The organism is Methylobacterium sp. UNC378MF (genome assembly GCF_900103195.1).
GTDB lineage: Bacteria > Pseudomonadota > Alphaproteobacteria > Rhizobiales > Beijerinckiaceae > Methylobacterium.
Genome location: NZ_FMWU01000001.1, coordinates 139,556 through 164,459 on the forward strand (window position 1 = coordinate 139,556; position 24,904 = coordinate 164,459).

Below are 24,904 nucleotides of genomic sequence, written 5' to 3' on the forward strand. Positions count from 1 at the left end.
AGAACGATGGCCTGGACCCGCGAGCAGATGGCGGCGCGCGCCGCCAAGGAGCTGGAGGACGGCTTCTACGTGAACCTCGGCATCGGCATCCCGACGCTGGTGTCGAACTACATCCCCGAGGGCATGTCGGTGCAGCTCCAGTCGGAGAACGGTATGCTCGGCATGGGCCCCTTCCCCTACGAGGGTGAGGAGGATCCGGACCTGATCAATGCCGGCAAGCAGACGATCACCGCGCTGCCGACCACGAGCTACTTCTCCTCGGCGGATTCCTTCGGGATGATCCGCGGCGGGCACATCAACCTGTCGATCCTCGGCGCCATGCAGGTGGCCGGCAACGGCGACCTCGCCAACTGGATGATCCCCGGCAAGATGGTGAAGGGGATGGGCGGCGCCATGGACCTCGTGGCCGGCGTGAAGCGCGTGGTCGTGGTGATGGAGCACGTCGCCAAGAACAAGGACGGCACCGAGAGCCCGAAGCTGCTCAAGGCCTGCGACCTGCCGCTTACCGGCACCCGCGTGGTCGACTTGGTGATCACCGATCTCGGCGTGTTCGAGATCGACAAGAAGGGCGACGGCGGCATGAAGCTCATCGAGCTGGCCGACGGCGTCACCGAGGACGAGATCCGGAGCAAGACCGAGGCCGACTTCACGGTCGCTCTGAAGAACTGAGTCCGGAAGGCCCGGCGGCCGACGTCGCCGGGCCTCACGGTCACAGGCGTCCGGCCCCGTCTCAGCGCGCTCGAGCCGGGACGCTCCCCGCATCCGAACGCCCGACGACACCATTCACCCGGTGGCAGGGCCTAAACGCGAAACACCCTCTCTCCCGGCCGGGAGAGAGGGTGTTTCGTCGTTCTCTGCCGGTCTGCTCAGGCCGGTCCCGAACCGGAAGCCGTCGTCGCGGCAACCCGATCAGCCCGCGTCGCTGGCGCCCGCACCCGCGAGCTGCGGATCCCGGGTCGCGGGCCGCACCGGGCTGTCGGCCGCAGGCTCCTCGCCGTTCAGCGCCCGCCGCACGAAGCTGTCGACCCGGTCGCCCTGCTCCGGCAGGGCGGCTTCGAGATGCGCGATCATCTTCGGCGTCCAGAACGCCTTGATGTGCTTCTGGATTCCGGCAACCGCCTCCTCCTCCGGGTAGGACCGGAAGAAGGTGGCGATCTGGTTCGCCATGCGGACGAGCTTGTCCGCCTGTGTCACGGCACTCATCGGATACTCTTACTCTGCCGCGTCCAGGGTCTGGGCGATCCGGGTCAGGGAGAAGTCCTCCTCGTAGAACTTCGCCTGCCAGTCGGAGGGCCGGTTGGTCCGCCGGACCTGCACCGCCGTCACCTTGTACTCGGGGCAGTTGGTCGCCCAGTCCGAGTAGTCCGTCGTGATGACGTTGGCGCCGGTCTTGGCGTGGTGGAAGGTCGTGTAGACTACGCCCGGTTGCATCCGTTCGGAGATCTTGGCCTTCAGGGCGATGTCGCCCGAGCGGCTCTCCAGGGCGACGAGGTCGCCGTCGACGATGCCGCGCAGCTCCGCGTCGAAGGGGTGGATCTCCAGCACGTCCTCCTCGTGCCAGCGCGAGTTCTCGGTGCGCCTTGTCTGCGCGCCGACATTGTACTGGGACAGGATCCGGCCCGTGGTGAGGATCAGCGGGAACTTCGCCCCCGTCCGCTCCTCGGTGGCCACGAACTCCGTGATCATGAACCGGCCCTTGCCGCGGACGAACCGGTCCACGTGCATCATCGGCGTGCCGAGCGGCGCCTTCTCGTTGCAGGGCCACTGCACCGAGCCGAGCTCGTCGAGCTTGGCGTAGGACACGCCGGTGAAGCTCGGGGTGAGCCGGGCGATCTCGTCCATGATCTCGGACGGATGGTTGTACTCCATCTTGTAGCCCAGCGCGTTGGAGAGCAGCACCGTGCCCTCCCAGTCGCCGTAGCCGCCCATGGGGGCCATGACCTTGCGCACGCGCGAGATGCGGCGCTCGGCATTGGTGAAGGTCCCATCCTTCTCCAGGAACGAGGCGCCCGGCAGGAAGACGTGGGCGTATTTCGCGGTCTCGTTCAGGAAGAGGTCCTGGACGACGATGCACTCCATCGCCTTCAGGCCCGAGGTCACGTGGTGCGTGTCCGGGTCCGACTGGGCGATGTCCTCGCCCTGGATGTACATGCCCTTGAAGCTGCCCTCGACGGCCTCGTCCAGCATGTTGGTGATGCGCAGGCCCGGCGCGTTGTCGAGCTTGGCGCCCCAGAGGGCCTCGAAGCTCTCGCGGGTGGCGTCGTCCGACACGTGGCGGTAGCCGGTGAGCTCGTGCGGGAACGAGCCCATGTCGCAGGAGCCCTGGACGTTGTTCTGGCCGCGCAGCGGATTCACGCCGGCGCCGAGCTTGCCGATGTTGCCGGTGGCCATGGCGATGTTGGCCATGCCCATCACCATCGTCGAGCCCTGGCTGTGCTCGGTAACGCCGAGGCCATAGTAGATGCCGGCCGCACCGCCCTTGGCGTAGAGCCGGGCCGCCCCGCGGACTTCCGCCGGGTCGAGGCCGGTAAATTGCTGCTGGTTCTCCGGCGAGTGCCGCTCATCGGCGATGAACCGCGCCCAGGACTCGAACTCGGCGAGGTCGCAGCGCTCGCGGACATAGGCCTCGTCGATCAGCCCCTCGGTGACGATCACGTGCGCCAGCGAATTGATGAAGGCGACGTTGGAGCCGGGCTTCAGCGGCAGGTGATAGTCGGCCTTGATGTGGGGCGACTTCACGAGGTCGATCTTGCGCGGATCGGCGACGATCAGCTTCGCCCCTTGCCGGAGGCGCTTCTTCATGCGCGAACCGAAGACCGGGTGGCCATCGGTCGGGTTGGCGCCGATCACCAGGATCACGTCGGAATGCTCGACCGACTTGAAGTCCTGGGTGCCGGCCGAGGTGCCGAGCGTCGACATCAGGCCGTAGCCGGTCGGCGAGTGGCAGACGCGGGCGCAGGTATCGACGTTGTTGTTGCCGAAGGCCGCGCGCACCAGCTTCTGGACGAGGTAGGCCTCCTCGTTGGTGCAGCGCGACGAGGTGATGCCGCCGACCGAATCTTTTCCGTATTTCGCCTGGATCCGCTTGAACTCGGAGGCGGCCCGGTCGATCGCCTCCTCCCAGGACACCTCGCGCCACGGATCCGTGATCTTCTCGCGGATCATCGGCTTGGTGATGCGGTCCTTGTGGGTGGCGTAGCCGTAGGCGAAGCGGCCCTTGACGCAGCTATGGCCCTCGTTGGCCTTGCCGCCCTTGTACGGAACCATGCGGACGACGCGCTCGCCCTGCATCTCGGCCTTGAACGAGCAGCCGACGCCGCAATAGGCGCAGGTCGTGACCTCGGCGTGCTCGGGCTGGCCGAACTCGTGGATCGACTTTTCCTGCAACGTGGCCGTCGGGCAAGCCTGCACGCAGGCGCCACACGAGACGCACTCGGACTCGAAGAAATTGGTCGGGCCCGCCGCCACGCGGCTGTCGAAGCCGCGGCCCGCGATAGTCAGCGCGAAGGTGCCCTGCACCTCCTCACAGGCGCGGACGCAGCGGTTGCAGACGATGCACTTCGACGGGTCGTAGGTGAAGTACGGGTTCGACTCGTCCTTCGGCAGGTACTTCTCGGAGCTCGGCCGGACGTGATTGTCGCCCTCGTAGCCGTAACGCACGTCGCGCAGGCCGACCACGCCGGCCTGCGTCTGCAGCTCGCAATCGCCGTTGGCCGCGCAGGTCAGGCAGTCAAGCGGGTGATCGGAGATGTAGAGCTCCATCACGCCCTTGCGGAGCTTGGCGAGCTTCTCGTTCTGCGTGTGCACCACCATGCCGTTCTCGGCCGGGGTCGTGCAGGAGGCCGGGGTGCCGCGGCGGCCCTCGATCTCCACGAGGCAGAGGCGGCAGGAGCCGAACGGCTCCAGGCTGTCGGTGGCGCAGAGCTTCGGGATCTGCGTCCCGGCATGCATCGCCGCCGCCATCACCGAGGTGCCGGCCGGCACCGTCACCGACATGCCGTCGATCGTCAGGGTGACGGTCTGCTCCGCAACCCGGATCGGCGTGCCGTAGTCGATCTCCTTGATCAGGCCCATCGACGTCTCCTCACTCGGCCGCGGCCGGCAGATCGCCGGCGCGCCTGAAATCCTCGGGGAAATGGGTGATCGCGCTCATCACGGGCATGGGCGTCAGCCCGCCCATCGCGCAGAGCGATCCGTCGGTCATGACCTCGCAGAGATCCTCGACCAGCTTCAGGTTCGCGTCCGGCCGGATGCCGGCGATCACCTTGTCCATGGTCTCGACGCCGCGGGTGGCACCGATGCGGCAGGGGGTGCACTTGCCGCAGGACTCGGTGGCGCAGAATTCGAAGGCGAAGCGGGCCTGGGCCGCCATGTCGACGGTGTCGTCGAACACCACGATGCCGCCGTGGCCGACGAGGCCCTTCTTGGCTGCCATCGCCTCGTAATCGAGGGGCGTGTCGAGGAGATGGTCGGGGAAGTAGGCCCCGAGCGGCCCGCCGACCTGCACGGCCCGGACCGGCCGGCCCGAACGGGTGCCGCCGCCGAAATCCTCGATCACCTGACGGAGGGTGATGCCGAAGGCCACCTCGATCAGGCCGCCGTGCTTGATGTTGCCGGCGAGCTGGATCGGCAGGGTTCCGAGCGACCGGCCCATGCCGTAATCGGCGTAGGCCTTGGCGCCGTTCTCCAGGATCCACGGCACGGCCGTGAAGGTCATGACGTTGTTGACCAGCGTCGGCTTGCCGAGGAAGCCCTTGAGCGCCGGGATCGGGGGCTTCGCCCGCACGATACCGCGCTTGCCCTCGAGGCTCTCCAGCAGCGAGGTCTCCTCGCCGCAGATATAGGCGCCGGCGCCGAGGCGCACTTCCAGATGGAAGCTCTTGCCGGAGCCCAGGATGTCGTCGCCGAGCACGCCCGCCGTCACGCCGTTGGCGATCGCCTCCTTCAGGGTGGCGAAGGCCTGCGGATACTCGGAGCGCAGGTAGATGTAGCCGCGGGTGGCGCCGGTGGCGATTCCCGCGATGGTCATGCCCTCGATGAGGTTGAAGGGGTCGCCCTCCATCATCATCCGGTCGGCGAAGGTGCCGGAATCGCCCTCGTCGGCGTTGCAGACCACGTATTTCTGGTCCGCCTTGGCGAGCATCACGGTGTTCCACTTGATGCCGGCCGGGAAACCGGCCCCGCCCCGGCCGCGCAGGCCGGAATCGCGTACCGCCGCGACGATCCCCTCGGCATCGAGCTTCAGCGCAGCCTCGAGGCCGCGATAGCCGCCATGGGCCCGGTAATCCTCCACCGAGACCGGATCGATCACGCCGCAGCGCTGGAAGGTCAGGCGCTGCTGCCGGGCGAGGTAGGGGATCTTCTCCGGATCGCCGAGGCGCAGGGCGTGGTCGCCGCCGGTCGTCAGGCCGGCATCCAGGAGGGCGTCGACATCCTTGACCGTCACCGGCCCGTAGGCGACGCGCCCGTCGGGCGTGCCGACCTCGACCATCGGCTCCAGCCAGAACAGGCCGCGGGAGCCGGTGCGCACGATGGTGACGTCGAGGCCGCGGCGCTCGGCGCCGGCGAAGAGCGCGCGGGCCACCTTGTTGGCGCCGAGGCCGAGGGCGACGGCGTCGCGGGGAACGTAGAGGGTGACGCTCACTGGCGCACCTCCGTCAGGGCAGCTTCGAGGGCGTCGGCGGTCAGGTGCGCGACGGGCTCACCGTCGACCAGCGCGGCGGGACCGTTGGCGCAGAGGCCGAGGCAGTAGACCGGCTCCACCGTGGCGCTGCCATCGGCGGTGGTCTCGTGCCAGCCGCAGCCGAGACGGCCGAGGATCTCGCGGTGGAGCTTGTCGGAGCCCATGGCCTGGCAGGCCTCGGCCCGGCACAGCTTCACTTCGTGGCGGCCGGCGGGGTGAGCGCGGAAATCGTGGTAGAAGGTGATGCAGCCGTGAACCTCGGCGCGTGACAGGTTCAGCGCGTCGGCGATCAGCGGCACCGCGCCGGTATCCACGTAGCCGAACGTCTCCTGAAGCGCGTGCAGGATCGGCAGCGTGGCCCCTTCGAGATGCGTATACTCGGCGATGATCCCGGTGGCGCGTTCCGCGCTCCAGGGCTCGTGACGCGCCATGGTTCCCAGCCCAGTCTGTTCCTGTTCTAATGCGAAGAGGAACAGAAATGCCGGATGGCTTCAATCGCGCAGTCCGGTCGGGCGACAAAGGACGTTTGTCGAGCTGTAACCCACCGCGCAAGGCAGCGGACGACGCCAGTTAACTCATTGTTAGGTCGTGTCTTTTTAAGAATTCGGCGGAGGCTGATTTTTCTCGCGTGCACCGCAACATGAATTTGTGCTCTGCAAGAAATTGCATCTTTGCGCTGTCGGGATGTCCGTCCGCGTCAGTCGCTCAGGGTGATGGGGCCGCCCGGGCAGCCTGTCAGAACTCCATCTCCAGTTCCTCGATCTCGTCCGGCTCGTCGGCGGCGGCCTCCGCCCACTCGACCATCAGCGGCCAGTGGAGGATCGTGTCGCGATAGGCGGCGGCGCGGGGCGGCAGCGCGACGTCGTAGGTGCGGAAGCGGGTGCAGACCGGGGCGAACATGGCGTCGGCCAAGCACGGCCGGGCGCCGAACAGGTACGGCCCCTCGTAGCGGTCCAGGCAATCGTCGAAGATCGTGACGATGCGCTCGATATCGGCCTTCGCGCCGTTGAACACCCGGAAGTCGGGGTGGAAGGCGCGCAGGTTCATCGGCAGGGCCGAGCGGAGATTGACGAAGCCGGAATGCATCTCGCCGGAGATGGAGCGGCAATGGGCCCGCTCCGCCACGGTGCCGGGCAGGAAACCGGCATCCGGGAAGGTCTCGGCGAGATATTCGGCGATGGCCAGGGTGTCCCAGACCACCACGTCGCCGTGGCGCAGGCGCGGCACCAGGAAGGAGGGCGACAGATGCAGCAATTCCGCCCGGCTGGTGGCATCGGTGCCGGACAGGACCTCGGTCTGGAAGTCGAGTCCGGCCATCCGGCAGATCAGCCAGCCCCGCAGCGACCACGAGGAGTAATTGCGGCTCGAGATGGTGAGGGTAGCGGCCGTCATCGTCCTGCCCCGGGCGCGTCGCCGATCATGCGGTCTGCGAGGCCCGATCCAAGACTCGTGCCGAACGGGGCGGGCGAATCGCTACCGCCCCCGATTCTACTCCCGTCGCAGCAGCTTCGCGACCTCCGCCTCCTCGGCGGCCGACAGGGTGCGGACGGGCGCAGCCGGACGACGGCGGGCGAGACGCCAGACGCCGAAGCCGCCGAGCAGCACCGCCAGCACCGGTGTCAGCCACAGCAGCAGGGTGTGCAGCGCGAAGACCGGGCGCAGCAGCACGAACTCGCCGTAGCGGTCCACGACGTAGTCGAGCACCGCCTTGTCGCTGTCGCCCTTCTCCAGCCGCTCGCGCACGATCAGGCGCAGGTCCTTGGCGAGCGGCGCATCGGAATCGTCGATCGACTGGTTCTGGCAGACGAGGCAGCGCAGCTCGGCCGAGATCTCCCGGGCGCGGTGTTCCAGGACGGGATCCTTCAGCACCTCGTCGGGCTGGACCGCCTGGGCGGGGAGCGACGCCAGCAGGGCGAGCGCTGACAGCGCCGGCCGGAGCGAACGGCGCGCCATCACTCGGCCGGCACCGCGACCGGAAGCGGTCGCGCCTTCGCCCTGGCGGGGACGCCCACGCGCATCCGCCGGTCCGTGAGCGACAGGCCGCCGCCCACAGCCATCACCACCGCCCCGAGCCAGATCAGCAGGACCAGCGGCTTGTAGTACAGGCGCAGGCCGACGCCGCCGTCCTGTCCGATCTCCCCGAGGCTCGCATAGACCTGGCTGGCGCCGTTGGTCAGCAGCCCGGATTCCGTCACCGCCATCTTGCGACTCGGGTAGAAGCGCTTGCCGGTCTCGACCTGGCCGACCTCGTCGCCGGCGCGGGTCCGGATCGTCAGGTAGGCGGCGGCCTCCTCGTAGTTCGGCCCCTTGCGCGGCGCGACCCGGTCCAGGGTAGCCACGTAGGGTCCCGTCGCGAGGCTCTGGCCGGGCTTGAGGGTCGCCAGACCCTCGGTGGCCCAGCCCTGCGCGGCGATGCCCAGCACCACCACGCCGACCCCCGCATGGGCGATGGCCGTCCCCCACGCCGAGCGCGGCAGGCCGACGGCGCGGCGCCCGATCTGACCGAGGGAGCGGGCGCGGCTCGCTCCATAGCCCCGGGCGCGCGTAACGATCTCCAGGGCGGAGCCGATCAGCAGATAGGCGCCGAGGCCGATCCCGATGGGCGCCAGGACCGGACCGCCCCACGTCATGGCCAGCACCGCGAAGCCGACGACCAGCGCGACCGCCAGGGCGGCAAACAGGCGCTGGGCGGCGGCGAGCACGTCGCCGCGCTTCCAGGCCAGCGCCTGGCCCATGGGCACGATCAGCAGGAGCGGGATCGCGAGCGGCACGAAGGTGGAATTGAAGAAGGGCGGCCCCACCGTGATCTTCTCGCCGGTCAGCATCTCCAGCACCAGCGGATAGAGCGTGCCGACCAGCACGGTGGCGCAGGCGGCCACCAGGAACAGGTTGTTGAGGACGAGGGACCCCTCGCGGGAGATCGGCGCGAACAGCCCCCCCTGCCGCAGCAGCGGGGCCCGCCACGCGAACAGCGTCAGCGAGCCGCCGATGAACAGGACCAGGATCGCCAGGATGAAGACGCCGCGGGTCGGGTCGGTGGCGAAGGAATGCACCGAGGTGATCACGCCCGAGCGCACCAGGAAGGTGCCGATCAGCGAGAGCGAGAAGGTCAGGATGGCGAGCAGCACCGTCCAGACCTTCAGGGCGTCGCGCTTCTCCATCACCACGGTGGAGTGCAGGAGCGCCGTGCCGGCGATCCACGGCATCAGGGAGGCGTTCTCCACCGGGTCCCAGAACCACCAGCCGCCCCAGCCGAGTTCGTAATAGGCCCAGTAGGAGCCCATCGCGATCCCGAGCGTCAGGAAGCACCACGCGGTCAGCGTCCAGGGCCGCACCGCCCGGGCCCAGACGGCGTCGATCCGCCCGTCGATCAGCGCGGCCACCGCGAAGGCGAAGCTGATCGAGAAGCCGACATAACCGACGTAGAGGAGCGGCGGGTGGATCGCGAGACCCGGATCCTGCAGGAGCGGGTTGAGGTCGTTGCCCTCGAGCGGCGCCGGGATCACGCGGGTGAACGGGTTCGAGGTCGTGATGATGAACAGCACGAACACGAAGGTGATCAGCCCCTGCACGCCCAGCGTGTTGGCCCGCAGCCGCGGCGGCACGGAATTCTTGGCAGCCGCCACGCAGGCGCCGAACAGGGTGAGGATCAGCACCCAGAGGAGCATCGAGCCCTCGTGGTTCCCCCAGACGCCGGAGAGCTTGTAGATCAGCGGCTTCTGCGTGTGCGAATTCTCGACAACGTTCTGGACCGAGAAGTCCGAGGTGACGTGCGCCCAGGTGAGCGCCGCGAAGGCGAACAGCACGCAGGCGAAGGCGCCCAAAGCCGCCTGCGAGGCGGTCTGGCGCAGAGCCGGGTCGCCCGAGCGCGCCGCCCAGATCGGCATCACCATCTGAACGAGGGAGATCGCCAGCGCGAGCGCGAGGGCGAAGTGACCGGTCTCGACGATCATGCGGGTTCCCTCACCGCTCGCTGCGGGGGCCGAGGGTGCTGTCCGCCGCCGCGGTGGCGGGCTTCGGGGCCGGGCCGGCCTTGTTCGGGCCGCCCTCCTGCCAGCGTCCCTGCGCCTTCAGCGCGTCGGCCACCTCGCGGGGCATGTAGGATTCGTCGTGCTTGGCCAGCACCGTGTCCGCGCGGAATTGCCCGCCCGGCTCCAGCACGCCCTCGGCGACCACGCCCTGGCCCTCGCGGAACAGATCCGGCAGCAGCCCCTTGTAATGGACCGCGACGGTCGCGTTCGTGTCGGTAACGGCGAAATCGACCGTCTGGTCCGGGCCGCGCCTGAGCGAGCCGTCCTTCACGAGGCCGCCGAGCCGCAGGCGCGTGCCCGGGGCGATGGCCTGCTGAGCGATGTCGGTCGGCGAACGGAAGAACACGATCGAGCCGCTCATGGCGAACAGGATCAGCCCCACAGCCAGCGCGAGTACGCTGCCGCAGGCGGCGATCAGGATCAGGCGGCGGCTCTTACGCGTCACGATACATCCACCCCACGGTCCGTCGAGCGCAGACCCGCCCTGACCCGAACCGTTCTCATTCCAGCCTTCAGGGTGTCGGCTCCAGGCGCCCGCGGGTCAAGGGCAGGCTTCGGGACCGATTGTCGTACGGGCGGCCGAGCGGCGGCCTCGCGACCATGTGGCGTCAGGGATTGGCCTTGCCGGGCAGATCCAGCTCGCGGGCCAAGCCGTCGAGCCGCGCCACCGCCTCGCCGTTGGCGGCCAGGGCCATCCGGGCGCGGTCGAGGGCTTTGACCGCCTGATCGCGCTCGCCCAGAGCGCTGTAGGAGCGCACGAGGCGCAGCCAATCGTCCGGCGTGCCGCCCCGCGCGGCGAGGCGCCGGTCGAGCCCGTCGACCATGCCGCGGATCGCAGCCTGCTGCTCCGCCTGCGGCATGGCGCGCATGGCCGCCATCGCGGCGTCCTTCTCGGCCGGCGCGGCCGGTCCGGCCTGTCCCGATTCGGTCGACCCGGGCGTTTCGCCCTCGCCGCCGAGGCCGACGGCGCGGGCGCCCTGCTCCACCTGGGCGAGCCCCTGCGGATCACCCGCGAGGGCGACGCGGGCACGGGCCAGGGCGGAAGCGGCCTGATCGTTCTCGCCGAGGACGACCCGGGACCGGACCAGGCGCAGCCACTCGTCGGGGGTGCCGCCGCCGGCCTTGAGCCGGGCATCGAGCCCGTCGACCATGCCGCGGATCGCCGCCTGCTGCTCGGCGGGGAGCTTGGGCGCGGCCTGGGGCGTCGCGGGCGGCGGCGGCTCGCCCTTGAGGCGGGCGAGGCTCTGCTTGACCACGCCGAGCCAGGGCGCGTTCGGCGGGCTGGCGGCGTCGAGTTCGGTGAGCTGGCGGATCGCCTCGCCGGTATCGCCGGCCTGCTCGGCCGCCCGGGCCAGATAGAAGCGGGGCTTGGGCGCGTTCGGATCCTTGGCCTGCGCCTTCTCGAACAGCGCCTTGGCCTCGGGCGAGACGGTGCCGTTGCCGGCCGCCGTGAGGGCCTCGGCCTGGTCGGCGAGGAGGTCGGGGGTCTCGCCCTTGATCCGCGCGATGTTCGCGTAGGCGCGCGCGGCATCATCGAAGCGGCCGGTGCGCATGTAGACCGGCGCCAGCACCGCCCAGCCGCGAGCATCGTTCGGATCGCGGGCGAGACGCGCCTCGATCTGCCCGACCGCCTTCATCAGCTCGTCGGCGCCCCCGCGGGCGGCCTGCCGGTCGGCCTCGGTCTGCGCCGGCACCTCGGGCGAGCCGTAGAGGCCGTAGGCGATCAGCGCCACGAGGGGGATGGTGGAGAGCGCGAAGGCCGAGGCGGCGCGCCGCCGACGCAGGCGCGGCTCCGCCGGGCGCGCGGCGTCGGCGAGGCCGGTATCCTCGGCCTCGCGCTGCGCCTCGCGGCTCGCCCGGAGCAGGCGGCGCGCCGCCTCGGCCTTGGCGGTCTCGGCCTCGTCCGGGGCGATCAGGCCGCGCTCCAGGTCGCGGTCGATCTCGGCGACCTGATCCTCGTAGAACGCCGTCTCGGTGGCGAGCCCGCTGCCGCCGACCTCGCCGGTCGGCACGGCGGCGCGCCGCGACATCGGCCAGAGCAGGCCGAGGACGGCCGCCGCGGTCATGGCCGCCAGGATGAACCAGATCGCCGTCATGGACCCTATCGCCAACGAGCCGGACCGGCCCGCCCCTCCCCCGGGGAACCGGCAGCGTGACGCCACGACGCCTCCCGACGGCGGCACGGTGTCACGCAACTCTGTTGCGAAGACAAGGGCCTGGGCTCAGCCATGAGGCCGCGCCCGGCTTCCCGGCCCTGGCGCGGCCGCAGCGCCGAGGCTCAGTGGGTCGCGGTGCCGACCGGCAGGTCGCCCGGCACCTCGAGGACCGCCCGCAATCCGCCCAGCGCCGCCTGCTCCAGGGTGAAGCGCCCCCGGTACAGGGCGGCGAGATCGGCCACGATCGACAGGCCGAGGCCGGAGCCGGGCTTCGATTCGTCGAGGCGCCGCCCGCGGCCGAGCACGGCCTGGCGGGCCTCCGGCGGCAGGCCGGGACCGTCATCCTCGATGGCGACGACGAGGTGGGGATAATCGTTGTTGTTGACCGCCTCGGCCCGGATCGCCACGCGGCCGTGGGCCCATTTCGAGGCGTTGTCGACGAGGTTTCCGACCATCTCCTCGAAATCCTGGCGCTCGCCGCGGAAGCGCAGGCCGGGGGGCACGTGGACGTCGTAGGCGATGTCCTTGTCCCGGTAGATCTTGCCGAAGGTGCGCACGAGGCCGGCCAAAGCCGGCTCGACCTCGGTCGAGGTACCCAGCGTGCCTGCGAGCGCCGCGGCGCGGGCCCGGTCGAGGTGGTAATTGACCTGGTCGCGCATGACCGCGGCCTGCTCGCGGATCTTCTGCGCGAGCTCCTCCGGGGCATCGGAGGCGCCGACCTCGTTGACGATGATCGACAGCGGCGTCTTCAGGGCATGGGCGAGGTTGCCGACCTGGGTCCGGGCACGCTCCAGGATCTCGCGGTTGGTCTCGATCAGGAGGTTCACCTCGCCGGTGAGCGGGGCGATGTCGCGCGGATAGGTGCCGGTGATGCGGTCGGCCTCGCCCCGGCGCACGGCGCCCAGAGCCGCACGCATCTTCTTCAGCGGCGCGAGGCCGAACCGGATCTGCAGCAGGGTGGTGATCGCCAGCGACAGGCCGAGAAGGCCGAAGGTGATGGTCAGCGAGTTCCGGAACCGGTCGACGTCGTTGACGATCTCGTCGGCGGGTCCCGCGACCCGGACCGTGTAGCGGCCCTCCTCGCCGAGATCGACGTCGCGCTCCATGATGCGCAGGAGCCGGCCGTCCTGGCCCTTGCCGTAGCCCTGGCGGATCTGCCCGACCCCGACCTTGCCGTCGGAGTCGGTGGCGGGCGGCAGCGGCACGCCGACGAGGGAGCGGGAGGTCCGCACGTCGCGCGGCTTCGCGTCGGGCTTGCCGACCTGCCAGTACCAGCCCGACAGGGGCAGATCGAAGCGCGGGTCGCCGAGCGAGAAGGTCCGGCTTTCGGGATCGTTGGGCGAGACGAGGTCGGTGGCGAGGTTGTTGGCGAAGACGAGGAGCCGGCTGTCGAAGGCCCGCTCGGTGTTCTCGCGGTAGAGGGTCGTGAGGATCCAGGCCGCGATCAGCAGGATCGCGGAACTCGACAGGAACGCCGACACGGCGAGCCGCACCGCGATGGAGCGGCGGCGCAGGGAGAAGAGGCCGATGAGGTCGATCATGGATGCGTCGGTCGCTCAGACGGGCGGCGGCGCATCGTAGAACACCGCGCCGCGCATCAGCGGGCGCGCCGTGCGGAAGAAGGCGCCGCGCTCGGCCCGCCAGCCGTCGGCCCCGCGGGTCACGGCGGCGTCGGCGGTGAGGATGCCCGACGGCATGCCGACCCGCAGGGCCGCTTCGGCGGGGCGCGCGGCCTCGTGGACGAGGCTGCCTTCGAGCCGGGCGGCGACCGCGAGGCACAGGGTGGCGGTGAGCGGCAGCGCCTGATGCGGCACGCCGTTGGAGATGACCCGGGCGGTCAGGTCGATCTCGGCGGCGCGGATCGTGGCGCCGGAGAGGCTGCCGGAATCCTGCGGCGGCGCCACGAGGCCGACGAAGGGCACGTGGACGACGCGCGCCGCCGCCTCGAGATCGGGCGCGATGCCCATCGCCACGGAGCCGGCCCGGCGGATCCGCGCCAGCCGGTCGAGGAGGCCTGGCACGGCCTCCAGGGCGGCGGGCAGCTCGGTGCCGGCGAGGCCGAGATCGGCGGCGCGGACGAACACGCAGGCATTGGCGGCGTCGATCAGCGAGGCCTCGATCGCGCCGAGGCCCGGCACGTCGAGCCACTGACGGACGGCGCCGGTCGGGAGCAGCCGGCCGGTCGTGGCGCCGCCCGGATCCAGGAAGTCGAGCTGGATCGGCGCGCCCGTGCCGGTGACGCCGGGGATCGCGAGGTCGCCGCGGTAGACGCTGCGGCCGCCCGCGGCCGCGAAGCCCGCCACGATCAGCTTGCGCGTGTTGGTGTTGAAGATCCGCAGCCGCACCGGGCCGTCCGGGACGTCGACGAGCCCCTCGTCGACCGCGAACGGCCCCACGGCGGCGAGCATGTTGCCGCAATTGCCCGAGAGGTCGATGCGGCCGTCCCGGACCACGACCTGCACGAAGGTGTAGTCGATGTCGGCGTCCGGCCGCGCGGAGCGCTCCACCACGCAGATCTTCGAGACCGACGAGACGCCCCCGCCCATGCCGTTGAGCTGCCGCCCGAACGGGTCGGGGCTGTCCATGGCGGAGAGGAAGGCCGGTTCCCAGGCGGCGAGATCCCCCGGCACGTCCCGGCGGTGCAGCATCAGCGCCTTGCTGGTGCCGCCGCGCATGAAGACGGCCGGCAGCGTGCCGGAACGCGCGGCCGCGCTCACATCCGCGCCGGCGGCTGGTTGGGGTCCACGAGGTAGCCGAGGCCGCGCACGGTCTGGATCAGGTCCACCGCGAGCTTCTTGCGCAGGCGGCCCACGAACACCTCGATCGTGTTCGAGTCGCGGTCGAAATCCTGGTCGTAGAGGTGCTCGGTGAGTTCGGCGCGGGACACGACCCGGCCGGTATGGTGCATCAGGTAGGAGAGCAGCCGGTATTCGTGGCTCGTCAGCTTCACCTGCGCGCCGTCGACGAACACCTTGCCGGAGCGGGTGTCGAGGGTCACGGGCCCGCAGGCGATCTGGCTGGTGGCATGGCCGGCGGCCCGGCGCAGCAGCGCACGCACCCGGGCCATCAGCTCCTCCATGTGGAAGGGCTTGGTGACGTAATCGTCGGCGCCGGCATCGAAGCCGTCGACCTTGTCGGACCAGCGGTCGCGGGCGGTGAGGATGATCACCGGGGTCTTCACGCCGGCCCGGCGCCACTTCTGCAGCACCGTGACGCCGTCGGCCTTGGGCAGGCCCATGTCGAGGATGATGGCGTCGTAGGGCTCGCTCTCGCCGAGATAGCCGCCCTCCTCGCCATCATAGGCCTTGTCGGCGACGTAGCCCGCCTCCTCCAGCGCGGCCACGACCTGGCGGTTGATGTCCTTGTCATCCTCCACGACCAGCAGACGCACGGCTCACTCCCCTCAGAAACGGTCTCGGCGCCCGCTCAATATTGTCCTGCCACGCTGCCGGTGCGCGCATCGACGATCACGTGCACGAAATGCCCGTCCCGGCGCAAGGCGGTGAGCATGTAGACAAGGCCGTCCTCGTGACGGCAGAGGCTCGCCCGCTGGATCTCGGCCCGGGGGATCACCGTGCGGGCCGCGCGGATCGCCGCCACCGGCGGGATCACCCGCCGCTCGCCGACCTCCTCACGCAGGTCGGCGGGGGACAGGCAGCTCTCGATCCGCGGCGGCGCCTGGCCGGACACGGCACCCGTCTGGGGGGCCGGCCCGTCGTCGGCCATGGAGCCGAGGCCGCCCGCGGCGAGGGCCGCGGCGGTCAGGCTGATGGCGACGAGGGCGATGGCGTAGCGCATTGGTCGACGATGTGCGCCCAGGGCACTGAATGCGTCCTGAATACGTAGCCGTGGGTCGCCGCCGTCGGTTGCTGGCGGCGGGTCGGACGTTCCCTTCGCGGTTGACTCGGTGGCGTACGACATCGTGCCGACACGACGGCCGAGGCGGCGCCCGGTTCCACGCCGCGAGCCGCTTCGCACAGGCGCGTCGGCCGCGCTCACGGCGACGGCGCGGACCCGCAGGCCGCGGCGGCGCGGGCCGGCGGGATGGCCCGGCCGGGGGCCGCCGGCGCGGCCAATGCGGCGCCGCCCGACCCGAGGGTCCAGGCCCACCGCCCGAACGCACCGCCCTCGTGGACGGCGACCGTCATCGCCGCGGCCGCCGTCAGGGCCAGCCACGCCCGGTCGAGAACCCTGTTCCAGCGCAGGCGCATCTCACGCTCCCGTAACCAGCGTCCAGAGGGCCCGCAGAGCGGGCATATGCGCGGCGAGCCACGCGATCTGGTCCGAGAACCAGTGTGCGACCGCCGCCGCGCCCACGAAGGCGAACATCGTCGCGTGCTTGAGCCGGCGCAGGTAGCGGCGCAGTGCCCGGCGCTCGAGATGCTCGTCGACCATCTCGTCGAGGGCGGCGAGGCGCGGCTCGGTCTGGCGGGCGAACCACGCGTGCCAGACCGGCGGGAAGCGGATCGTCCGGGGCCGCCCCCCGAGGGCGACCCCGGGACCGGCCTCCCCTTCGGGGGGCACGACCGCGCCGGGCGAGGACCTGCGGGTTGCGGTGCGAAGGGGCTTCATGGCGTCGATCCCTGTTGTCCTTCCCCCCTGCACCGCCGGTGCGGTCCGGCGTCAGGCCCGGCGCTTGTCGGGCTCCCGCAGCTGCGTCAGCGCCGGGGCGAGGACGTTGGCGGCGCTCGCCTGCGGATCGAGGGGCAGCGCCCGGAAGATCCGCGCGGCCACGCCCTCGGGACCGCCCGCCGTCCGCACGACATGCGCCGGGGCCGTGGCGAGCACGTGCCGGGCGCCGGCCGCCACCACCGCGGCGCCGAGATCGGCGCTGACGGTCCGACCGCGGGCGGTGCCGGCGACGGCGTTCTGGCCGAACTCGGCCCCGGCGCGGATCGCGGCCTCGACCCGGTCGCGGGTGAGGACCGAGGCGGCCCAGGGCGCGACCCGGGCGACGCCGGCGGTGACGGCGGCGGCGGCAAGCGGCACGAGGATGGCCGTGACCGGCTGGAGCAGACCGACCAGCCAGTCGCCCCACGGGATCGCGAGGCCCGGAGCCGAATCGGCGGCGCAGGCCGGATCGGCGAAGGCGGCGAGCGGCAGGCTCGTGCAGGCCAGGGCGAGGCCCGCCCGGATTCGGTGCATCATCGTGGATCTCCGTGGCTGTGCGCGCGGCGGACCCGGCCGGCTCGGGAAGGCGTGGACCGGGGCGGGTCAGGACCGCCCCGGTCGCCGGGCCGGTGCCGTCTCGGCGGGGGCGGCCCGGAGGGCTTCGAGCGCCCGGCGGGCCCAGGCGAGGCGGCGCGCGGCCGCGGCGATCCCGGGCCGCTCGTAGCGCCGCCAGACCGTCTCGGTGGCGGAGGCGAGGGTGGCCGCCGCCCGCAGGGCGGCGAGGGCCGGCGCCTCGGTGGTGCGCAGCTCAGCGCAGAGATAGCCGTAGCCGGCCTCGGGGTCGGCGGGATCGAGCCCGCGCGCCCGGCACCACGTCTCCATGGCGACGCGTCGCGGCCCTGTCCACTGAGCGAGCCCCCACCCGCCGCGGGAGCCCGGCACCGCGGGGGCGATCTCTTGGAGCCGGCGGAACCCGCCGGTCTCGTGGCCGAGATTGCCCAGGAGCCCGGCGGCCTGAACGTCGCTCAGGCCGAGGTCGCGCATCAGCCGCGGGCCGAGGCGACGGCAGGCGGCTGCGAAGGGCTCCTGCGCGGCCGGGGCGAGAGGCGGCATGGGCCTGGGCATGGGCGTGCTCCGGAAACTGGCCTCCCCGTCCGCGCCGGGCTAAGGCGGCCCGCGCCGGGGGCAGCGCCGAAGGGGGAAGCGTGGAACGCGGACAGGACCGGCCGCTCGTGTTCATCGGCGACTCGATCACCGCCGCCTGGGGCGCGGTGCGGGCCGAGACCTTCGCGCGCCACGGCTTCGTCGCCCGGGGCGTGCCGGGGGAGACGAGCGGGCAGATCCGGGCGCGCTTCCTGCGGGATGCGGCCGGCGCCCGCGGCGTGCATCTGATGTGCGGGATCAACGACATCGCGGAGATCGGCGGCCCGGTAACGGACCGGGCGATCGCCGGGAACATCATGGCCATGGGGCGGATGGCCTTCGCGGCCGGGCTGCCGCTCACGATCGGCACCGTGATGCCGAGCGATTTCCGGGGCTGGCGCCCCGAGCTGCGGCCGGTGGCGCGGATCCGCGCCCTGAACCGGTGGCTGCGCGCCTACTGCGCGGCAGGCCCGGCCCGCCTGGTCGATTACGGTCCGCCGCTGGCCACCGACGAGGGAGCGCTCCGGCGGGAATTCACCGACGACGGCATCCACCTCAATCGGGCGGGCTACGCGGCCGTGGAGCCGGCGATGCTGCGGGCCCTCGGGGCCGTCCCGGAATGACCGCGGCCGCGGGATCGGGCGCTCACGCGCCCAGCGCCAGCCAGTAGGTCGGCACCGACCCGGCGCCCGCCACGGCACCGGCCGTCGCGCGGCGGGTGCGGAGCGTGAACCCGGTCGCCGCCACGTCGCTGACCTGCGCGGCGTGGAGCGCGTCGCCGGCGCCGGCGACCGGCTGCGCCCAGACGCCGAGGCAGCTCCCCGGGAAGGCGGTGCCGAACGCCACCGCGACATCCGCGTCGGCGGCGGTGACAAGCCCCCACTGCGCGATCAGGCCGCCCGGGAGCCGGACCGACCCGTTCGCGCCGAGCACCTGCGCTCCGATCGCGAGCGGTGTCCCGTCGGCGCGCTGGTAGTGGCGCACGCGCCAGCGGCCCGCCCCGTCCGAGGTGGCGATGCAGGTGTCATCGGGGGCCGTGACGAGATCGGCCCGGGTCGGCAGCGCCAGCGTCTCGGGATCGTGGACCAGGGTCGCGGCGTCCGAGAAGCGCACGAACCGCTCCCGGTCGGCCGCGGGGCCGAAGCGGGCGATCCGCGCCGTGCCGGTGACGAGGACCCGCCGCGTGCCCGCCGCGCCGAGATCGGTGGTGGGGGCGGCCGCGAGCGCGGTCTCGGCCGAGGCGAAGTCGATCCCGCCGGTCCGCGCCGACGCGGTGAGCGCCGTGGCGAAGGCGGCGCCGTCGGGCGAGACCTTTAGGGTGAAGTCGTCGCTGCCGAGGGTGCCCAGCAGCGCCCGCGCCGCGTAGCCGGTCTCGAAGACCAGGGCGGCGTCGCGGGCGGCGGATTTCCGGTTGACGAAGAGCCGCATGTCGCCGGTGCCCGGCGTGGCGTCGTCCCAGGTCAGGAGCGCGGAATCGGACTTCACCGCGAGACGGTTGGTGGCGTCGGCCGCCGTGTTGATCCCGAGGCGAGCGACGCTCTGGAGCGCCGTCAGCGTCCGGCGGAGGCTCGTCCAGGCCGCGCCGTCGAAGACGTAGAGGTCGGCCTCGTCGATCAGCCAGGCGAGCCAGCCGGCCCGCGGCACGGCGCCGGTCCAGACCCCGTCGGCGTAGCGCACTACCTGCCCGCCGAGCCCCGCCCAGGCCCCGCCGGGCTCGGACGCGGCCACGAGGTAGCGGTCGCCCTCCGCGGGGCTCGGGGGCGGCGCGGCGAGGTCCTTGTCCAGGCAGGCGAGCTGGACCAGCGCGTCGAGGAGGGAGAGTGCCTCGTTGTGGGTGACGTGCTTCTGCGCTTGGCTGGCGGCGATCAGCGGCAGGCCGAGATGGGGCGTGGCGTCGGACATGGGGCAGCTCCCGGGCGGTCAGGCCGAGCGGACGGGGATGCGGGCGCGGCAGGCGGGGCCGGGGCCGGCGAGGAGCCCAATCTGCGCCACCGCGACGTCGAGATGCGTCTGCGCGCCGCCGAAATCGGCCGCCTCGTCCGCGTAGAGACAATGCTGGGCCTCGGCCCGGAACGTCCGCAGGGCCGTGCCGGCGGTCGAGAACACCGTCACGGCGTAGGCTTCCGGCTCGTCGAGCGGGATCTCGGCCGGTTCCCAGGCGTCGCCGTCGCGGCGGGCCCGGCGGATCCAGGAGAGCCGCACCCCGTCCGCCGCGCGCCGCGCCCGCAGGTGGACCGGCCGCAGCGGCGTCAGCGCCGCGAGGCCGGCCGTGGCGGTGATCTCGGTGAAGGCCGGATCGGCCGGATCGCTGTCCGCCGGCCCGATCCGGTAGCGGAACGCGCGGCCGACCTCGTCGACCCGCTCGACGAGGGGCGTCACGGCGCCGTCGTCGAGGCGCACGATCAGGCTCCCCGCCGGGCTGACGCGCCCCGCCGCCGCCTCGCTGCCCGCGAGTCCGCGCAGGAAACCGGACAGCCGGTAGGTGTCGGGGCCGGTCAGGACCGCTTGCGCGGCGCAGAGCAGCTCCACGGCCCTGTCGGCGCCGAGCAGGGCGAACAGGTTGCCCCCGGCCAGCATCGCCCCCTCCCCGATCGACGCGAGGGCCACGCCGCGCCGCAGGGTGACGTCGAGATGCACGTCGCGCTGGATCCGCCAGAGCGGGCCGGCCGGCAGCGCCGACAGGGTGCGCCCGAGGCAGGCCGGATAGTCGACGATGCGGTGCAGGGCGAGCGGCCCGTCGCCCGCGGCGCGCCAGATCGCGACCGCGCCGGGCCAGGGCTCGGCCGCCACCGCGCAAGACTGGAGGATCGTCGGGTCGCCGCGGTCGACCGGCAGGTCGAGGGCGAGGGCGAGCGGCGGTCCCGGAAACGTGGGCGGCGCCACCGCCGCCTGGGCCATCTGGCGGGGCAGCCCGCGCCCGGGCCCTGCCCGGGGCGGAACGCCGCTCGCCTCGATCCGGCGCCCCGTGGGCGCGTCGTCGATCCGGTCGATCCGACGCAGGACCGTGCCGCCGGGCACGTCGGCCGGCACCGCCAGGAGGTCGCCGGGCTCCAGCTCGACCCGGCGCGGGCTCAGCGTGAACACCGCGCTGTCGCGGGCCGCGATCAGCCGGTCGAGCAGCGCCTCGGCCAGCCCGTCGCCGGTCTCGCGGCGGGTGACGATCGCCGCCTCGATCCGGGTCTCGCGCCGCCGCAGGCCGGCGGGCCGCACGGCCGACGCCGTGGCGCGGCGGTAATCCGGGCTCTCGGCTTCGGTGATCCCGAGTTCCACGGAGCGCGGCAGGGCGCTCTCCTCGGCCCGGACCTGATGCAGGACCGGCCGGTCCTCGGACAGCCGGACGAGGTCGGCCTCGGCCAGGATGACAGGCCGATCCCGGCGCGGGCCGCGCAGGCGCAAAGTCCCGGCCACCGCCGAGACGTCGAGGCCGTAGACCTGCGCCAGGGTCTCGAGGGCGCCGCGCGCCGTGAGCGGCCGGTCGATCACGTAGCCGTCGAGATAGGCGGCGGCCTCCACGGAGACCGGCGCGTCGAATCCGAAATCCGCGAGGATCCTCAGGACCAGCAGGTCGAGGTCGCAGCCCTCGATCCGCCCGGTGATCCAATGGCCGACCCGCCAGTTGGCGTTGTCGGCCCAGACGCCCCGGACCGTCGGGAAGGCCGGGAAGGGCCGCGCGTCCCAGGCCCAGACGAAGATCCCGTCGGGATCGACCATGCGGCCGCCATAGACCGGCGAGACCGGGTTGTCGGCCTCCCGGAAGCCCGGCGCGGCCGGGTCGAACCGGGCGATCACCGCCTCCAGCCCGCGGAGCTGGATCAGCTCGTCCCGCAGGGCCCGGGATTCCGGTGGGAGGGCGCTCTCGGACGATTTCGGGTCCGGGAAGACGTTGGGACCGTTGGTGCCCTTGTCCACCGCCGGAACGCCGATCTCGGTGAGCCAGATCGGCTTGCCGGCCGGTACCCAGGCGGTGGTGCGGGTCTCGACGCCGCCGTCGCGCTCCACGTGCGGGTTCGACCACCACGCGACGAGATCCTTGGCCCGGTAGAGCCAGGGCTTGCCGGCCGCGCCGTCGGTGATCGGCCGGCGGCGCTGGGCGGCCCGGTCGTCCGCGTCGGCGTAGTACCAGTCGAAGGCCTCGCCGGACGCACCCCGGGCCCTGAGATAGGCCCGGTCGGCGATGTCGCCCGCCACTGCGAGGTCGGCGTGGTCCGGCTCGTCGCGCCAGTCGGAGACGGGCGGGTACCAGTCGATCCCGACGGCGCCGATGTTGGGATCGGCGAACAGGTCGTCGAGGGGGAAGCGCACCGTCGCGCCGCCGTCGCCGACCTGGGCGCCGTACTCGGTCCAGTCCGCCCCGTAGACCAGGGTGACCGCCGGGCCGAGGCGCTCGCGGAGTGCGGCGGCGAGGTCGCGCAGGGCCCGCACCGCCGGGTAGCCGGCCTCGCCGCGCACCCGGGTGAGGCCGACGAGCTCGCTGCCGATCACGAAGGCCGCGAGCGGCGCGCCCGAGGCCGCCCAGCCGGCCGCGAGGTCGGCGTAGTGCAGGACGGCGTCGCGGTACCCGCTCGCGAAGAAGGCCGCGACCTGCGCGTCGGCCACGGCGGTCCCGTCCGGACTTCCCGGGCGGCCGGGGGCAGGATCGCAGGTGATGCGGCCGCGCCAGGGATAGGCGGGCTGCGCGGCGCCGGGCGCGTGCGGGTCGGGCAGCGCGTTGCCGGCCGGCACGTCCATCATGACGAACGGGTAGAGGGACACCGCCAGCCCCCGGCGCGCCAGCTCGGCCACCAGCCGGGTCAGCCCCGCATCCGCGGGGGTGCCGCCATAGGCCGGGCTGCCGTCCGGGAGGGTCGAGACCGTTTCGGCGCGGTCGCGGGTGATCCCGGCGACGCACCAATCCTCAGGCAGGGCGCGCTTGCGGGCCGTCTCGACCTTCGGCACCACCCGGCAGGATCCGGCGCGCAGGTCGGTGCCGAACCACGTCGCCACCACGGCGACCCGGCGCAGGTTCGGGCAGAGCGCCTGGAGAGCGTCGAGGGAGGCGACGACGTCGGTGCCGCGCTGGAGCTGGTGGCGGTTGGCGGCCTCGGTGCGGCCGAGCCCGAGATCGACGGTGACCCGGTCCGGATCGAGGCCGAACTCGCTTGCGCCGGGGATCAGGTCGACGGCGCGCACCCGCTCGAACAGGCCGTTGACCGGACGGATCACCTCGAAGGCGAATTGCGGGACGCGGTTGCCGAAGGCGGCGAGGGCCAGGTTCTCGAACACCACGTAGGCGAGGCCGCGATAGGCGGGCGCGTTCTCCGCGCCCTCCTTGGCGACGATCAGCGGATCGGGCGCCTGGCCGGGGCCGCCGGTATGGACCCGCAGCGTCAGGCCGACCTGGTCGATCTCCCGTCCGTCCGCCCAGATCCGGCGGACGCCGGCGATCTCGCCCTCGCACAGGCCGACCGCGAGATTGGCGAAATAGCTGTAGCGGGTCGTGACGGTCTTCGGGCTGCCCGCCAGCCCGCCCTTGGCGGGGGCGGCGGCGCGCTGCACCGCGGTGTTGGCAACCTCCAGCGGACGGGTCGCCCAGATCAGGGTGCCGCCGATCCGCGCCCGCCCGTAGACCCGGGGGATCGGATCGCCCTCCGTGGAGGTGAGCCCGGCGACGTCGGCGAGCCGCGGCCCCTCGACGAAGCGCGTGTGCCGCCCGGACCCCGACAGGGCGCCGCCGAGCGCCGCGCCCGCGACCGAGCCGAGCGCCCGCCCGACCATGCCGCCGACCGGGCCTCCGAGGGCGGTGCCCACGGCCGCGCCGGCCGAGGACAGGATCAGCGTCGCCATGGTGGGGCTCCGAGATCGACCTGTTCGCCATCGACTCGCCGGTCTCGACGGTCCCGATGGTCACCGTGGCGGGGCTGCAGGTCGGACGTCGCGTCGCCGCGGCGGCCTGATGGGACTTGCGGAAACCGGAACACCCCCGTCGCGTGCCGGCGCCACCATCCGGTGAGCGCCACCTCGGCGACCACCGCGCCGTCGTGGGCGTGGATCATCGCGCTGTCGCCGGTGGCGATGGCGCAGTGGCGGGCCGGCAGGTGGCGGCGGAAAGCGAAGAGCAGGACGTCGCCCGGCCGCGGCGCCGCACCCGCCAGGGATCCGGGAACCGGCACGAGGTGGCGGGCGGCCGCCTCGGTCAGGGGGTCGGTCCCGGGCGCGGCCGATTCCGCCCAGGTGCCGGAATAGGGCGGCGGCACCTCCGGCTCGTCCCCGTAGAGCCCGCGCCAGACCCCGCGCAGCAGGCCCAGGCAGTCGCACCCTACGCCCCGCAGCGAGGCCTGATGGCGGTAGGGCGTGCCCAGCCACAGGCGCGCCTCCCCGAGCGCCGCAACACCGATATCTTGGCCGATATCCCGCCGCATCGCGCTCATCGGAACAGGCTCCCGCCGTCGAGGACGTGGTCGGACCCCGGCACCGCCCGCATCACCGCGTCGTTGCCGGGCATGTGCGGGAAGCCCTGAAAGTTGACCGCGTTGGCGAAGCGGTCGCGACAGGTGGCGAGACGCTTGTCGCACCCGGCCGTGAGGCTGAACCCGTCGCCGACGGCGACCGGCCGGGGCGGCAGGGTCCAGAGTTCGATCAGGGACCCGAGCTGGAGGCGCACATCCGCCGCGAGCCCGGCATTGGCCCCCGCGGTCCAGGTCAGCCGCCCGCCGGTGAACAGGCCATCCGCGAAGGAACCGGCGAGCGTCGCCGCGAGCGTGGCCGGCTCCGGCACGCTGGTCACGCGACCGGTGGTCGTCCAGGCGGCGCGGTCCACCCGGCAGCGCGCATCGCCGAGATCGGCGCCGCAGGTGGCCCGATAGGTGCGGCCCCGCTCGGCGCCGAGCCGGTGGGCGAGGCCGCGCAGCTCGGCCACGAAGGCGTCCCCATCCCGGCGCGCCTCGCCGATCGTGGCGACGTCGAGGAGGAGCCGCGTCTCGGGATGGGCCCAGTCGACCAGCCAGGTCTCCACCGCGGCGCCGTCGTAGAGGCCGCCGGCGATGTCCGCCTCGGTGAGGCCGAGGCTGCTGAGCGCCCCGGCCACGTCGCCGCCGGAGACCGCGAAGCCCAGCTCGGCGCCGGCCTCGGCCGCCTCGAGCCCGGTGCGGGCAGCGTGGACGAGGCCAGCAACGGCCAGGTCGCGGTCGTGGTCGGTGAAGCCGAGGGCGAGCCCGTCCGGCCGCCGCAGGGACCAGCAGCGGCACAGGGTGGTCACGCCGCCGGCCAGATGGGCCGCGAAGGCCTCGGGGATGTCGCGCATG

Annotated in this window: 23 protein-coding genes; 2 read left to right on the plus strand and 21 right to left on the minus strand. The window is 72.5% G+C overall.

What is annotated here, in order from left to right; all coding sequences use genetic code 11:
- Nucleotides 1–6 precede the first annotated feature (6 nt).
- Complete coding sequence (locus BLT59_RS00705; RefSeq protein ID WP_091775095.1) at nt 7–669, plus strand: 3-oxoacid CoA-transferase subunit B; 663 nt, start codon at nt 7–9, stop codon at nt 667–669.
- A 240-nt stretch (nt 670–909) separates the two neighbouring features.
- Here the strand turns inward: BLT59_RS00705 and BLT59_RS00710 are convergent, their stop codons facing one another.
- From BLT59_RS00710 to BLT59_RS00790, 17 genes are all read right to left on the minus strand, one after another.
- The gene (locus BLT59_RS00710; RefSeq protein WP_091775099.1) at nt 910–1,203 is read right to left on the minus strand and encodes a formate dehydrogenase subunit delta; all 294 of its coding nucleotides are present in this window, start codon (nt 1,201–1,203) and stop codon (nt 910–912) included.
- Between the two features lie 9 nt (nt 1,204–1,212).
- The gene (fdhF, locus tag BLT59_RS00715; RefSeq protein ID WP_091775102.1) at nt 1,213–4,074 is read right to left on the minus strand and encodes a formate dehydrogenase subunit alpha; all 2,862 of its coding nucleotides are present in this window, start codon (nt 4,072–4,074) and stop codon (nt 1,213–1,215) included.
- A 10-nt stretch (nt 4,075–4,084) separates the two neighbouring features.
- Nucleotides 4,085–5,644 carry a formate dehydrogenase beta subunit gene (locus BLT59_RS00720; protein ID WP_091775105.1) on the minus strand — a complete coding sequence of 520 codons (1,560 nt, stop codon included), beginning with the start codon at nt 5,642–5,644 and terminating at the stop codon, nt 4,085–4,087.
- A complete protein-coding gene (locus tag BLT59_RS00725) occupies nt 5,641–6,114 on the minus strand; it encodes a formate dehydrogenase subunit gamma (RefSeq protein WP_091775108.1) in 474 nt (157 codons plus the stop codon). Before BLT59_RS00725 ends, BLT59_RS00720 begins: the two co-directional genes overlap by 4 nt.
- Nucleotides 6,115–6,418: 304 nt before the next feature.
- Nucleotides 6,419–7,075, minus strand: coding sequence for a glutathione S-transferase family protein (locus BLT59_RS00730; protein WP_091775111.1), 657 nt, complete (start codon nt 7,073–7,075; stop codon nt 6,419–6,421).
- Nucleotides 7,076–7,171: 96 nt separating this feature from the next.
- Nucleotides 7,172–7,636 carry a cytochrome c-type biogenesis protein gene (locus tag BLT59_RS00735; protein ID WP_091775113.1) on the minus strand — a complete coding sequence of 155 codons (465 nt, stop codon included), beginning with the start codon at nt 7,634–7,636 and terminating at the stop codon, nt 7,172–7,174.
- On the minus strand, nt 7,636–9,636 hold the full coding sequence (locus BLT59_RS00740; protein WP_091775116.1) for a heme lyase CcmF/NrfE family subunit: 2,001 nt from the start codon (nt 9,634–9,636) through the stop codon (nt 7,636–7,638). The genes BLT59_RS00735 and BLT59_RS00740 overlap by 1 nt, the downstream gene beginning before the upstream one ends.
- A gap of 10 nt (nt 9,637–9,646) precedes the next feature.
- Complete coding sequence (ccmE, locus tag BLT59_RS00745; protein WP_091775119.1) at nt 9,647–10,159, minus strand: cytochrome c maturation protein CcmE; 513 nt, start codon at nt 10,157–10,159, stop codon at nt 9,647–9,649.
- Between the two features lie 163 nt (nt 10,160–10,322).
- Nucleotides 10,323–11,810: a c-type cytochrome biogenesis protein CcmI gene (gene ccmI / locus BLT59_RS00750; protein WP_091775121.1), complete on the minus strand. Its 1,488-nt coding sequence runs from the start codon at nt 11,808–11,810 to the stop codon at nt 10,323–10,325.
- A gap of 182 nt (nt 11,811–11,992) precedes the next feature.
- Nucleotides 11,993–13,411 carry an ATP-binding protein gene (locus tag BLT59_RS00755; protein WP_091775124.1) on the minus strand — a complete coding sequence of 473 codons (1,419 nt, stop codon included), beginning with the start codon at nt 13,409–13,411 and terminating at the stop codon, nt 11,993–11,995.
- A 15-nt stretch (nt 13,412–13,426) separates the two neighbouring features.
- Entirely contained in the window at nt 13,427–14,587 is a 1,161-nt protein-coding gene (locus tag BLT59_RS00760) for a 2-methylaconitate cis-trans isomerase PrpF family protein (RefSeq protein ID WP_091775126.1), read from the minus strand.
- Complete coding sequence (locus tag BLT59_RS00765) at nt 14,584–15,261, minus strand: response regulator transcription factor (protein ID WP_012321897.1); 678 nt, start codon at nt 15,259–15,261, stop codon at nt 14,584–14,586. Before BLT59_RS00765 ends, BLT59_RS00760 begins: the two co-directional genes overlap by 4 nt.
- 35 nt (nt 15,262–15,296) lie before the next feature.
- On the minus strand, nt 15,297–15,668 hold the full coding sequence (locus BLT59_RS00770) for a PepSY domain-containing protein (RefSeq protein ID WP_091775131.1): 372 nt from the start codon (nt 15,666–15,668) through the stop codon (nt 15,297–15,299).
- Between the two features lie 197 nt (nt 15,669–15,865).
- Nucleotides 15,866–16,081, minus strand: coding sequence for a hypothetical protein (locus tag BLT59_RS00775; protein WP_091775134.1), 216 nt, complete (start codon nt 16,079–16,081; stop codon nt 15,866–15,868).
- Nucleotide 16,082: 1 nt separating this feature from the next.
- Nucleotides 16,083–16,442, minus strand: coding sequence for a hypothetical protein (locus tag BLT59_RS00780; protein WP_091775136.1), 360 nt, complete (start codon nt 16,440–16,442; stop codon nt 16,083–16,085).
- Between the two features lie 51 nt (nt 16,443–16,493).
- Nucleotides 16,494–17,018, minus strand: coding sequence for a hypothetical protein (locus tag BLT59_RS00785; protein WP_091775139.1), 525 nt, complete (start codon nt 17,016–17,018; stop codon nt 16,494–16,496).
- A 66-nt stretch (nt 17,019–17,084) separates the two neighbouring features.
- Nucleotides 17,085–17,606: a phage tail tip lysozyme gene (locus tag BLT59_RS00790; RefSeq protein ID WP_244513766.1), complete on the minus strand. Its 522-nt coding sequence runs from the start codon at nt 17,604–17,606 to the stop codon at nt 17,085–17,087.
- Between the two features lie 80 nt (nt 17,607–17,686).
- Between BLT59_RS00790 and BLT59_RS00795 the strand changes: the two genes are divergently transcribed.
- Entirely contained in the window at nt 17,687–18,247 is a 561-nt protein-coding gene (locus BLT59_RS00795; RefSeq protein WP_244513767.1) for a GDSL-type esterase/lipase family protein, read from the plus strand.
- 22 nt (nt 18,248–18,269) lie between these two features.
- Here BLT59_RS00795 and BLT59_RS00800 read toward each other — a convergent pair whose 3' ends face one another.
- From BLT59_RS00800 to BLT59_RS00815, 4 genes are read right to left on the minus strand one after another with little or no spacing between them, the layout of a single operon-like run.
- Nucleotides 18,270–19,526, minus strand: a complete 1,257-nt coding sequence (locus BLT59_RS00800; protein ID WP_091775144.1) for a DUF2793 domain-containing protein — start codon at nt 19,524–19,526, stop codon at nt 18,270–18,272.
- A gap of 18 nt (nt 19,527–19,544) precedes the next feature.
- Complete coding sequence (locus BLT59_RS00805) at nt 19,545–23,447, minus strand: baseplate multidomain protein megatron (protein ID WP_091775147.1); 3,903 nt, start codon at nt 23,445–23,447, stop codon at nt 19,545–19,547.
- Nucleotides 23,435–24,031: an NlpC/P60 family protein gene (locus BLT59_RS00810; RefSeq protein ID WP_091775150.1), complete on the minus strand. Its 597-nt coding sequence runs from the start codon at nt 24,029–24,031 to the stop codon at nt 23,435–23,437. The genes BLT59_RS00805 and BLT59_RS00810 overlap by 13 nt, the downstream gene beginning before the upstream one ends.
- Nucleotides 24,028–24,903 (minus strand): DUF2163 domain-containing protein, encoded by an 876-nt coding sequence (locus BLT59_RS00815; protein ID WP_091775153.1) that lies wholly within the window; start codon nt 24,901–24,903, stop codon nt 24,028–24,030. The genes BLT59_RS00810 and BLT59_RS00815 overlap by 4 nt, the downstream gene beginning before the upstream one ends.
- Nucleotide 24,904 lies beyond the last annotated feature (1 nt).